Below are 12,242 nucleotides of genomic sequence, written 5' to 3'. Positions count from 1 at the left end.
TGCTGTGTGGAATTTGAATTTGACGACTCTAAAAGCCAATCCAACCTAGTAAAACATGGAATCAACTTCCCAGATGCACAAGAACTCTGGACTGATCCAGATCGAGTAGAAATTCCGGCTCGAACAGAAGACGAACCGAGATTTCTGATCATAGGCAAAATTGCTCAGAAATGCTGGTCAGCCGTCATTACCTATCGAGAAAACAAAGTGCGGATTATTTCAGTCCGGCGATCGCGAAAAGAAGAGGTAGCCATTTATGAAAGCAACAGAATTTGATGCCAAATTCGATCAAGAAGAAGACATCACCGAATTCTTAGACCTTTCCCAAGCCAAACGTCCTGGCCATGAACAGAAACGAGTCAACGTCGATTTTCCAGCTTGGATGATTGAAGCATTAGATTATGAAGCCAAACGATTAGGTGTCACCCGTCAGTCAATCATTAAGGTATGGCTTGCAGAACGGCTGGAAAAATCAGCTCACAGAAACATCCAATATATAGACGTTTGACATCTGTACTTTTGACAATGTATTCACGATTACTTCGCTGCCGGAGGAAAAGCAATGAGAACCCATGAGAGCAAAACCAGCACCAGCCACTCAACCGCATCGCAAAAACCTTTTTTCAGTGCATCCCCAGACCATGCTTTTTTCTCGACAGAAAGGACACAACCGTCACCTTTTTTCCAACCCCAGGCTGTCTCACCTGCAACTATACAAGCTAAATCAGGGGATGAGAGCGAGGAAGAGGTGCAACGGATGTCAGCTTTTGACAGCGAAGTTACCAGCAATAGAGAGGTGCAGCGACAGGAAGAATCGAATAATAGCAATCAAACAGGATTACCGGATAATCTCAAAGCAGGGGTAGAAAATCTCTCGGGATATGCCCTCGATGATGTCAGGGTTCATTATAATTCGCCTAAACCTGCCCAAGTACAAGCATTAGCTTACACCCAAGGTACGGAGATTCATGTCGCACCTGGACAAGAAGCACATTTACCCCATGAAGCTTGGCATGTTGTCCAGCAGATGCAGGGAAGGGTAAAACCGACAATGCAGATGAAAGGAGTACAGATTAATGATGAAGAGGGGTTGGAAAAAGAAGCGGATGTCATGGGGAAGAAAGCCATGTGGGTGAGTCGTTCCGAAGATACACTACCCACCCCAAGTACTGAGACTGCGATAACCTTCCAGAGGGCAAGAAATACGGGGGAAGCATCGAAAGACATCGCGGCTTCTGGAGAAAAAGTAGATGGGAATTTCCTATTAAACTACCGAAATACGAAGGTGACGCAGCAAAGAAAGCTGGAACATGGCGCAAACCATGACATGCTAGCACAATTGACCCCGATACAAAGAAGAGTGAGAATGTTCGCCGATAATCGTGGGAAAATCGATATAGGGTGGTTTAATGCCGCAGTTCAGGTGGCTAACGATATTGACGGCGAAGTACAGAGCAGTCGCCAAGTAGCCTTGAACTGGCGTCAGTTTAGCAATCAGAGTTCTGGGTATTTAAAGGTATGGTACGACAATGCCAATAAGTACACTACGGAACCAGATATGGAAGTTCCAGACTTCCTATACACAAGTTTTGGATATGCCATAGAAACGTTGGCTAGCAAGAGTCTAGCCAGAACAATACAGGGGATGAACGTTGACTTGCAAGTCGCAAGTGGTAGCACCCGCCCGGACATCGTGTTAACGCTCCCTAATGGAACAGTGGTGGCTTGGCTTGACATCACTTCTGAAGGATCAAAAGGTCACGTGAAGCAAAAATCAGGAACTGGTTGGACTAGCCACCCCTATGTTGCTGAGATCCTCTACCCAGCGTTGAAACCTAGTGACGTGTTTGGAGGGGGCACAGATCCGTTCCACCGAATGCTAGGAGAGTACCAAAGGGAAAAACACGAGAACCGTGAGCAATCATATACACAAACAAAATCAGACGTGGGAGATATATTCCGAGAGTTGATGGAGAGTAACGAACAATTCACCTATTCGGGTGGCAACCAAACTCGAAAACAAACTGAGGTGAAAAAACTGGTACGTGAACAATTCGGCAATAATTTTGGTGAAAACAAGATTAATCAAACTATAAAAGCAACCTTGACGAACCTTGAGTTGAATCCAGGGCATTTCGGCTTCGCAAAGGCAAAGCAAAGCAGCGAAAACTTTAACAAACTCATCCGCGAGCAAGCACAGCCGGGTTGGGATATTATGAACGAAGAAACGCAAAAGGATATGCTGACGACAGCAACCAACGAGACAAAAAGGTATAGTGGTTACCCACAGGTAAATGAGTTCCAAGGGAAAGCAAAAACATCTCCATTGACTGAGAACCTAGTGTATACGGGATTTGCGGCACAAGCGTTCACACAAATGCAAGACAATTTAAAGGCAGATTTATTCCAATTAAAGGTGATGATGCAGTGGAACAAAGGAGCAAAGCATCCGTTATCGAATGTGCAGGGAATGCTGTTGAATGCTCCTATGTCAGGAAATGAGGAGGATCTCAAGCAATGGACAGCCTCAGCCCATCAACTGCATGTAAACGTATTAGAATTCATAGATGCGGCAAAAGCATACAAACCAGAACAAAGCGAAGATATGGAATTAGAAGACAAGGGCAATTGGTAAGACTAAGATAGTAGGATCGCCTGCTTTCATCGTGCGATCGCCTAAAAACCGATTCTATCCCAAGGGCGATCGCTCAAAAATCTATTCCATCCCAAGGGCGATCGCTCAAAAACTGATTCCATCCCAAGGGCGATCGCTCAAAAACTGATTCCATATCAAGCGCGATCGCTCAAAAACTGATTCCATCCCAAGGGCGATCGCTCAAAAACTGATTCCATATCAAGCGCGATCGCTAAAAAATCTATTCCATCCCAAGGGCGATTGCTCAAAAACCTGTTCTATCCCAAGGGCGATCGCCTAAAAACCTATTTCATCCTGAGCGCGATCGCTCAAAAACCGATTCTATCCTGAGCGCGATCGCTCAAAAACCTGTTCCATCCCAAGTGCGATCGCCTAAAAACCGATTCTATCCCAAGGGCGATCGCTCAAAAACCTGTTCCATCCCAAGTGCGATCGCCTAAAAACCTGTTCTATCCCAAGGGTGATCGCTCAAAAACTGATTCCATCCCAAGGGCGATCGCTCAAAAACTGATTCCATCCCAAGGGCGATCGCTCAAAAACTGATTCCATATCAAGCGCGATCGCTCAAAAACCTGTTCCATCCCAAGTGCGATCGCCTAAAAACCGATTCTATCCTGAGTGCGATCGCCTAAAAACCGATTCTATCCTGAGTGCGATACGCAAAGCGTCAAGCCAAAGACTTATCGCGGTTCTTGTTGCGTGCGTTACTATTCCTTAAATAACCGCTCACGCGATCGCAACCCTAGACGAATCATTTATCTAGGTTAGAATTTAAATCGAAATGCCAAGAAATAACATTTTCCAAGGAGTCGGAAGAGAGTAAAAAGCTTCAAACTTTAATATCTACAAATTATGTGCGACTTTGACAAAGGCTTTATATTATGCACTTGCAAGGATAAAGAAAAACCTATTGTGCATAACAAAAATTCGAGGCGATACAAACAGGAGCAAGCAACGACTCCCAAGATGTATCAATGGTATTTATCTACATTTAAAAGATATAAAAGCGACGACGAGCCAATCATGGAAGGGCTATACGAGCTTCCTGCGGCGGATATAGGTAAGGGACTAACGGAAGATTGGGTTTTGCTCAATCTCAATGACAAAAATTGCTTTGATGTTGACTATATACCCCAAGAGGGCGATAACCTTGTCATCCGAGATGCTCATAAGCAATGGGTTTATCTATCTTTTATTTTCCAAAATGGAGGTTGGGAAAGAGGACATTATAATCCATTTGATACTCTCCAAACTTTGATCATTAAGGGAGAAGTAGAACACGAGATTTCTCCATTAAATTCAGTTTGATAGACAAGCAGATATAGCTTCCTAACTTTTGCTAGAAAATTGCTCGTTAAGAGGTTGTTGGGCAAGAATGTATAACTGTCGAATCTTCGAGCCGATTACTTTGTCAAGCCACAGGAGCGACACATCGACAGATTTTTCATCTCGTACTCAATGACGTTGCCCATAGCATCCAACTCGATTTCGCAACAGGTTTGCAGCAAATCTTTGAGCTTTTGTCGCCCGCGCTGCACCCGTGATTTCATCCCAGATAGGGAAATGCCTAATTCTTTTGCGATCGCAGCTTGAGTTATGCCTTCAAATTCGGCAAGCTGTACCGCTTCTCGATAAGGTGCTGGTAAATGTTCGAGTAAAGGACGCAGACATCCAGCCATCTGCTGATTAAAGACTTCTGGATCTTCGTCCATTGCCAAAGTTTCCAGGGCAGTTACGGAGGTCAATTCGGGCTGTCGATCAACTTTACGGTAATAGTCAATGATGGCATTACGAGCGATGGCAAAAACCCAGCTTTGTAGGCGATCGCTCTCGCGAACAGTCGTCAAGCGTTGGTAAATACGAACAAACACCTCTTGCAAAATATCATCGGTATCGGTGGGATTATTTACCCGTTGCAAGATGAAGCCGCGTAAGCGTTGGTGAAACTCTTGCCAGATTGCTTTCACATCACTCGTGGTTGCTGCCATCTTAGTTTCTCCGTTTCCGTTACATCTGTTTATGAGCAAGTTTTATCAACATCCGCATCCACTGGAAACTGCTGATTTTTTGCAACAAGCGATCGCCTTTTGCGATTTATTTTCAAAGAACTGTTGCAAGTTTTGCGGCACCTCGATGGGAGTGAGAACAACAGGCGGTGAGACTTCGTTTTGGTAAATTTCGCGGAGGATAGCATCCACAATCATCCCCACAGGCGCTTCAGTATGGGTTGTACCTTGATAATACCAGGTGCGGCACGCCGTTCCCCCTGGGGAGCCAGAAATGTCTGAACAGTCACCACAGAGGCTTTCGGTGGTATCTAGGATGATATCGCGACCATTGACTCGAATGGTAGGAGAGCTAATAAATCGCAACTGTTTGGCTTGTTCTACTGACTCCACCAAAATTTTCTGGAACTGGATAACTGTCCCTGTGCTAGTCAAAACTGATTGGAGGGTGGCGATCGCTTGTTCCAAATTGGAGAGCGAACCCGTGCATCGAGAACAAGTAGATAAATCAATTGCCAGCAATTCTATAATCAGTGTACGAGGAAATTGGTTTAATGCTTTCTGAGTGGTCATTACACTTCTCCTGTGTTCAGGTTCACTCAGATAGACGATACACTTCAAAAAAGGACGCAAGGTTAAGCCGTTGTTTTAGAGAAGTACCTACAATCTAGAGTTTGAGCTAACCGCGATCGCTCACCAAATGGCTTAATTGATACTCTTTCATTTTACCTTTACGCCCGAATCACAATAATAGTACGTTGATTTTCCGTCACCACAAGCTGGGTAGATAAACGTTAGTGATAATATTTGCCTCTTCCGTAGGTGTTATGCTGAAAGTTAAACTGAAATTAGGTATTTCTCTTTAAAATCAACGCTTTCGGGGGGTTATAGTTTAAATTCTATATCTAAACCTCAAACCTTGATATAAAAAGCTCCTTTTCTTACCCAGTAAGGGATATGGGCTATTTTATAGTTTTTTAAGCATAACACCTACGGAATAACCTAATATTTTTGACACTTGTGATATTATACTTTCTATCTATTGTGGATAGACAAGGCAATAAATAACAGCTTTATAATATAGTTATTATGATAGTTTTGATAGTCCATCAATTAGGTTTTTTATGGCTAAAGTCAACCTAGATGCTTTAATAGCTAGAGAAGATTTTGAAGTAGAAGAAAATATAAATTCAGGAAAGAAAAAAGAAACTATCTCTATTGAAGATATAAAAGCAGACTCTTTCTTTTTTTCCAATATCAGAAAACCGGACTTTCAGAGGGAAACAAATGAATGGGACAGTCAGAAAGTCTGCGAACTTATAAGAAGCTTTATTGAAGGTGACTTGATACCAGCGATTATTCTATGGAGAAGTACAGGGGGGTATCTGTTCGTCATAGATGGGAGCCATCGTCTAAGTGCATTGTCTGCTTGGGTAAATGATGACTATGGTGATGGGAAAATATCCAAGTTTTTTTATGATGGTACAATTCCTGATGAACAATTAGAAATTGCTCAGGAAACTAGAAAATTAATAAATAAGATAATTGGTTCGTATGAAGATTTCAGATTAGCACTTACATATCCTGATAAAGTCAAGCCAGAGATAGTTAAGTATGCTAAGAATCTAGGAGCATTAGCAATACAACTTCAATGGGTTGAAGGTGATGCAAGGAAAGCTGAAAACTCATTTTTTAAAATCAACCAGCAAGCTGCTCCAATTGATAAAACAGAATTAAAGCTTCTTGAATCACGCAAAAAACCAAACAGTATAGCAGCACGCGCAATCATCAGAAGTGGTAAAGGTCATAAGTACTGGTCTTTATTCTCTAATGAATTACAGTCCGAAATACAAGATTTAGCAGCAGAGATTAACGCTATTCTCTTCGCTCCCAAATTGCAGACACCTGTAAAAACTCTTGATTTACCAGTTGGAGGGAAGTTGTATGGCTCCCAAACTCTACCACTGATTCTAGATTTTGTTAATATTGTCAATAAATTAGATTCTAATAATAAAGGAATTACAGATGACAATACTGGCGAACTAACTTTAAAATTTTTAAAGGAAGTTAAAAAAGTTTCACGTAGACTCAATAGTAACCATTCATCATCATTAGGATTGCATCCGGCAGTATATTTCTATTCTCAAGAGGGGAGACATAAACCAGCATCATTTTTTGCGATAGTTGATTTTATAATGGAGTTAGATAAACGCGGTAAAGTTAATAATTTCATTGATGTTCGTAGTACTTTTGAAGAATTTATTATTGAATATGACTATCTGATACAGCAAATTCATCGTAAGTATAGATCGAGCCAAAAAAGTTATCCTCATATTTCTAAACTTTTTCTGAATATTGTTTCGGCATTCAAAGCTGGTAAAAATAGTGAAGAATCTATTAAAGAAATTGTAGCTAATAATGAATTTAGCTATTTAGCCTTGCAAAATATTGTTCAACAGGACGAATATGTTTCCAAAGATTTCAGTACAAATCAAAAAAGTGCAATTTATATGCGAGAGGCTTTACAAACTGCGCCTAGATGTAAAATATGCGGTGGGTTCATCCATAGAAATTCTATTTCCATTGATCATGTTCAACGAAAACAAGATGGAGGTTTAGCAACTTTGGATAATGGACAACTAACTCATCCATATTGCAATACAGGGTACAAAAACTGACAATAACCCCTTTCCGGAACCAAAAAAGGTATGTGACTGAAAAACTTATTCTTGCGTAGGGGTAATTTATTCATTAACCCTACCTTCGTTAGGTTTTGTGTAAACCATGATAGAAATATCTCAAGTAATGATTGCGAACGACTTACGTCGCGTAAGCTGCACAGTCACTTACCAACCCCATAACACAACCCCCTCTCATTTTCTTTGACATTCGCACTATTCCTGAAATAATCCCTCATGCGATCGCAACCCTGGGCTAATAATTTATCTGGGTTAGAATTTAAGTCTAAAGATTTTACTGTCTGGATTAAAAATCAGGCTTCCAAAGGCATTTTATCCCGCTTCAATTTGGGTTTTTGCCCTAGAGCGATCGCCTGAAAATTTTTGCCAATATTATGATAGCAACCAAACCCCTTGCGATTCTCAACGTTTGACAATCTCGATGGCGAATTCCTCTTCCGCAGATGGTGGTTGAAAGAAGCTGGTGACATGATGGAAAACTTCTTCTGTGTCAAATAGTGCCCTTTCTGGGTTGGTTTCCCGTCGCTGGGCAATTTGTTCTATACAAGTTTTATCATCGATATCAAGATATATTAGGCGATGGGGAATGCCTTGATTAAAAAATATATCCTTGAACCATGCTCTTTGATTTATCGTATTTGCTGGAAAATCCATAACTACGGAGATTCCCGAATTGAGTATGCTTCTGATATGAGATTTTAATAGTGGTTTGAGGCGGTTTGCATATTTCAAGTAATCATCAAAATTCTTAATTTCTTCTGGGTAAAGAGTTGATAACCAATCATCTTCAGATAAGAGAATTGCATTTAATTCTTGAGATATTTGCCGAGATAAAGTGGATTTACCTGCACCCATTTTCCCACAGAAGAATATTAAAGTTCCTTTTGCATTCATTTGCCCAATCCTGGGATAAATATCACATCTCTAAACGGCGATCGCCATACCATTGACTCAACTCAAGCTCAATTTTGTCCAAAATAGCTATAGCTTCCGCGATAGATTTTGTTGCTAACAAAGCCAAAGTGGACTCCACCCGTTGTTGATAGTTATGCGGACACATAGCAAAATTATTCGCGATCGCGACTGCTCCTTTCTCATTCAGTAGGTACTCACAATTTAGTGCAAATAAAACCTGATTCATACAAGCAATACTACGGAAACAACAGCCTGCTGCATAGGCGATATCATCCCGCACAATAGACTTTTTCCCAACAAACAGCGAAAAGCTAATTTCCCAAGCGAAGGTATCAATAGTTGCTTTTTGCAGTTCTATCGGATAGGGTTTGGTTTTGGCTTGCAAAGCTGCGAGAACACCGTGAGAATCAGCAAGTGGTAAAGAAATCGCAACTTCCCCCATATAAATTGAGGAGACAAAACCGTGGGGATGTCCGGGTTGATAATCAATTGTAATTTTCCCAAGTCTGCAATCATCAATCACGCGATTGACCTGAGCAACATTACGATAGAGAAAATCCACAGGTATATTTTTTATCTTAAGCCAACCACCACCATTAATCCATTTTCCCCATCCACCAATTGGTGTAATCAAATTAGGACGATGATTATCATCAAGTTCGCAAGCAAGTTGATTGAGAGCAATGACATCAATGGGATTATCTGATTGGTAATAAATTCCTAAATCTACATCTGACTTAGGGGTATAGTTACCTCTTGCACGAGAACCTCCGAGTGCTACAGTTGCAATCCCCTCGATTGACTGCAAGCGTTCGACAACATCATGAATAAAGTCAGGTAATTGCTGATTCATATTAGCTCTACCTCTATTGAGTATTGAGCGTTGAAATTACAATTGTATTACATCTGTCTTATTTGCGTTCAGCAGTGTAGATAATTTAATTATTTGTTTACAGCTAATACCATTTCACGAAAATCCTGAAACATATCCAAGCTCTAAAACCCTTGTCAAACCAGGATTTATTAATTACGAATTGCGTTATACCATTTCACGAAAATATTGAAACAGATACAAACCCTGAAAGTCTGACTAGATAAGACTTTCTTAATTACGAATTACGAATTACGAATTACGAATTACGAATTGGTATTAGCGTTAGCTCTCCCGCAGGGAGCATTACGAATTACGAATTGGTATTAGCGTTAGCTCTCCCGTAGGGAGCATTGTGAATTGGTATAACTACTCCCCATTAGATTAAGGTCTCTTGGGAGTATAGGGTTTAACGTACTTTTGCATAAATAAACACATCCCTTGGAATTGGTGAGATATTAGGACGAATTGTATGAGAACGTAAAATCCCCTCACGCACTAAACCAATTTTCTCTAAAACCCTTGCTGATAGGAGATTTTCTGTATCGCAAGTTGCCCAAACTCGGTAAATTTCCGGGATACTCATTAACCAGTCAACAACAGTATTTCCTGCTTCTGTTGCATATCCATTTCCCCAATACTTGCGATTGAGTAAATAGCCAAAATCCGCCATGTGTCCTTCTACACAACAAGCGATCGTACCAATTGCTCGGTCATCAGGTTTCACGGTAATAATCCAAATAAATTCTTTTCCTTGGTTCCAAAGTAAGGGATGATTTGTAATAGATTTAATCACATCGTTAATGTCTGTACGAGGACGATAATCCATATAGTGTATTACTTGAGGGTCGCTCGCATACTCAAAAATAGCCTCTGCATCCTCAAGGCAAGAACGACGCAAAATTAGCCTTGGTGTCGTGAATATTTCAGGTACTGGAATCATTTTGAGCTTGCTTATTCCACTTCATTGGTGTCCCCCATATCCCTTTATATTAGCCGAACATGATATCAGGCAGCCAGCCGTAGTCTTTTAGAACGAAGAGTGTCAATCGACTAATTTTTTGATATCCCCAAAGACTCGATAAAAACCTCCACTACCTGATTCTCGCAATTCTTGTACCAAATAGCGATCGCCTTCGACGCGGATATCCCTGGGGAACTGAACTCTCCAGTTAGGGTTATATCCGGGAGATACAGCCCGAATTCTCAATTTACTACCTTCGCGGTAGCATTCAACTATTACTCCTTGGGCAACTTCAGCAGGTGCAGCCAATTGTAATTCCGCCGAGGGGGCTATACCTTTTTGATTCGGTGCTTTAATGACTGTAGCTTGGGGAATCTTACCTTCTTGAGCTGCGGCGATCGCGCTGGGGCTAGCATCAATACAGGCTAAGGTACCATCGGTGGTAACTATATAGACACGGTGATCAAAAAATTGCATAGAAAGGGCTGAACCGCAACCGGTACCCAGTTTCCATAGTAGTTCTCCTGAATCTTGGAAGCAGTAAAGGGAGGAACTGTTATCACCTGCAAATAGATATTTACCATCAAGGGTAGCAGCACAGGAATATACGGGAGCATTACATGAATAAACTGCACCCACTTCACCTTTTTTGCTAAAACTATAGACCTTGCGATCGCTTGCACCAGCATACACAGTTGAGGCTTCTTGCCAACCAAATAATACTGCACCTTTGGTTTTTTGATGCCACAGCACACGACCTTCTTGGTAATCATACATCGTCACACCACTACTATGTCCGTGGTAAACCCCATCAGAGTCGCACCGCACCATCCAACCGGAATTCCCCTGACTCAACCGAGTCCATTGGGATTCATCATCATGATCGATTGTTGTTAATCCTCCATTTCCATCGGAGACAGCTAGTAACCCATCTTTAATATCTAGCCAATAGATATCGACGTTTTCATCAATTTTGTATGCTAAACGTGGTAATTTCCCTGTCAAATCATAAACATTGCCGTCATCACAACCCGCATAAATCCAAGCATCATCAGCAACTAAACACTTCACACCATCAGGTAATTGAAACTGATTAATTACTTCACCTTGAGGATTGAGTGCAAAAACCTCCCCAGATTGATTGCCTACCCAACAACGATTTGCGTCGATAAATATCCCGAAAGCTGACGATTGGGATTTGAATTTCCACAAAATTGGTGCCTGTTTTGCCGAAGATACGCTACTAGTAACAGCACGTCGTGTGATTTTGCGTTTTTGACGTACTCCCGCGATCGCTACTTCGTAACCACCTTTGAGCTTCTCGTTAATTTTCTTTTTTGCTTCCGCTTGTGCCTTCTCTGCGCTAGGATAAACCTTGCTCTGAATTCGCCCGGAGTCCCCAATCCGACCATATCGAATAATTAATTCGGTATCTTTAACTATAACTTCGTAAAATTTATGGGAGCCTCCGTCAGCCTCAGAAAGCTCTAAATATGTCTTTTCTTCAGCCATAATCATCTCCATTAAGGGTATGTATCAAGTTTTTGTGAATTTTATAGTTCTGTTTTAACTATTTAATTAATACCTGTCGAGACGTTAAGGAAGAGACACCGTAGAAGAGACTCAAAGAAAGCTGGTTTTTCCGACTATTTTTCATTCACTTACTGATTTTTCTTTCTCCAGATTGTAGGGGACAACTTTCTCGACCTCATCTGCATCGTTGCGTGCAGCTAACACGTAAACAGGTTCCGTTGCGCTCAAATTTCGAGGTTGATGGGGAATACCGGGAGGGGTGAAAATGAAATCTCCCGCTTCACAAATTTGACATTGGCTGAGTCCTTCTCCATACCTGAGTTCAACTCGACCCTTAAGCAGATAAATTCCAGTTTCATGTTCTGGATGCAAATGGGGTTCGGCGATCGCTCCAGGAGGAATAATTGTGAGATACATGGCGATCGCCTTTGCTCCGACTGTGTTCGCAGAGATACCAACAAAATTAGGCAAGCTGCTGCGATTTAAGGTTTCGGAGTCGGGACGGATGACGATTAATTCAGTTAGCGTTTGAGGCGATTGCTGACTGAGTTGGGAATCATTGCATACTGTTTCTTCGCTCATTTCGACTCTCCTTTTT

At 41.4% G+C, this 12,242-nt stretch carries 13 protein-coding genes; 6 read left to right on the top strand and 7 right to left on the bottom strand.

Translation table 11 applies throughout. The features are described 5' to 3' along the window. Window positions 1–6: 6 nt before the first annotated feature. The 4 genes from IJ00_RS10060 (at window position 7) to IJ00_RS10045 (ending at window position 3,964) form a co-directional block, all read left to right on the top strand. Window positions 7–276 carry a BrnT family toxin gene (locus tag IJ00_RS10060; protein WP_035152623.1) on the top strand — a complete coding sequence of 90 codons (270 nt, stop codon included), beginning with the start codon at window positions 7–9 and terminating at the stop codon, window positions 274–276. Further along, window positions 257–508 (top strand): type II toxin-antitoxin system BrnA family antitoxin, encoded by a 252-nt coding sequence (gene brnA / locus IJ00_RS10055; RefSeq protein ID WP_035152621.1) that lies wholly within the window; start codon window positions 257–259, stop codon window positions 506–508. The genes IJ00_RS10060 and brnA overlap by 20 nt, the downstream gene beginning before the upstream one ends. A gap of 54 nt (window positions 509–562) precedes the next feature. Next, window positions 563–2,635, top strand: coding sequence for a DUF4157 domain-containing protein (locus IJ00_RS27710; RefSeq protein WP_082127305.1), 2,073 nt, complete (start codon window positions 563–565; stop codon window positions 2,633–2,635). 933 nt (window positions 2,636–3,568) lie between these two features. After that, window positions 3,569–3,964, top strand: a complete 396-nt coding sequence (locus IJ00_RS10045; protein ID WP_238178487.1) for a hypothetical protein — start codon at window positions 3,569–3,571, stop codon at window positions 3,962–3,964. A gap of 95 nt (window positions 3,965–4,059) precedes the next feature. On the opposite strand, the gene sigZ is transcribed toward IJ00_RS10045, so the two are convergent. Next, complete coding sequence (sigZ, locus tag IJ00_RS10040) at window positions 4,060–4,644, bottom strand: RNA polymerase sigma factor SigZ (RefSeq protein WP_035152615.1); 585 nt, start codon at window positions 4,642–4,644, stop codon at window positions 4,060–4,062. Between the two features lie 45 nt (window positions 4,645–4,689). Continuing rightward, window positions 4,690–5,235, bottom strand: a complete 546-nt coding sequence (locus IJ00_RS10035) for a DUF2703 domain-containing protein (protein WP_046814784.1) — start codon at window positions 5,233–5,235, stop codon at window positions 4,690–4,692. 551 nt (window positions 5,236–5,786) lie between these two features. On the opposite strand from IJ00_RS10035, the gene IJ00_RS10030 reads away from it, so the two are divergent. Together IJ00_RS10030 and IJ00_RS28925 are read left to right on the top strand one after the other, a co-directional pair. Beyond that, the gene (locus IJ00_RS10030) at window positions 5,787–7,340 is read left to right on the top strand and encodes a DUF262 domain-containing protein (protein WP_035152614.1); all 1,554 of its coding nucleotides are present in this window, start codon (window positions 5,787–5,789) and stop codon (window positions 7,338–7,340) included. A 237-nt stretch (window positions 7,341–7,577) separates the two neighbouring features. Beyond that, window positions 7,578–7,718: a hypothetical protein gene (locus IJ00_RS28925; protein WP_168163456.1), complete on the top strand. Its 141-nt coding sequence runs from the start codon at window positions 7,578–7,580 to the stop codon at window positions 7,716–7,718. 45 nt (window positions 7,719–7,763) lie between these two features. Here the strand turns inward: IJ00_RS28925 and IJ00_RS10025 are convergent, their stop codons facing one another. The 5 genes from IJ00_RS10025 to IJ00_RS10005 all read right to left on the bottom strand — a co-directional run bounded on the left by IJ00_RS10025 (window position 7,764) and on the right by IJ00_RS10005 (window position 12,226). After that, window positions 7,764–8,255, bottom strand: coding sequence for an ATP-binding protein (locus IJ00_RS10025; protein ID WP_035152612.1), 492 nt, complete (start codon window positions 8,253–8,255; stop codon window positions 7,764–7,766). Window positions 8,256–8,277: 22 nt separating this feature from the next. Beyond that, window positions 8,278–9,129, bottom strand: coding sequence for a nucleotidyltransferase domain-containing protein (locus tag IJ00_RS10020; protein ID WP_035152608.1), 852 nt, complete (start codon window positions 9,127–9,129; stop codon window positions 8,278–8,280). A 427-nt stretch (window positions 9,130–9,556) separates the two neighbouring features. Then, entirely contained in the window at window positions 9,557–10,090 is a 534-nt protein-coding gene (locus tag IJ00_RS10015; RefSeq protein WP_035152605.1) for a GNAT family N-acetyltransferase, read from the bottom strand. A gap of 102 nt (window positions 10,091–10,192) precedes the next feature. After that, entirely contained in the window at window positions 10,193–11,623 is a 1,431-nt protein-coding gene (locus IJ00_RS10010; RefSeq protein ID WP_035152602.1) for a WGR domain-containing protein, read from the bottom strand. Between the two features lie 141 nt (window positions 11,624–11,764). Next, window positions 11,765–12,226, bottom strand: coding sequence for a cupin domain-containing protein (locus IJ00_RS10005; protein ID WP_035152599.1), 462 nt, complete (start codon window positions 12,224–12,226; stop codon window positions 11,765–11,767). Between the last annotated feature and the right edge of the window lie 16 nt (window positions 12,227–12,242).

This window comes from Calothrix sp. 336/3, from assembly GCF_000734895.2.
Classification (GTDB): domain Bacteria; phylum Cyanobacteriota; class Cyanobacteriia; order Cyanobacteriales; family Nostocaceae; genus 336-3.
This window is presented reverse-complemented; position numbering and strand designations above follow the sequence as displayed.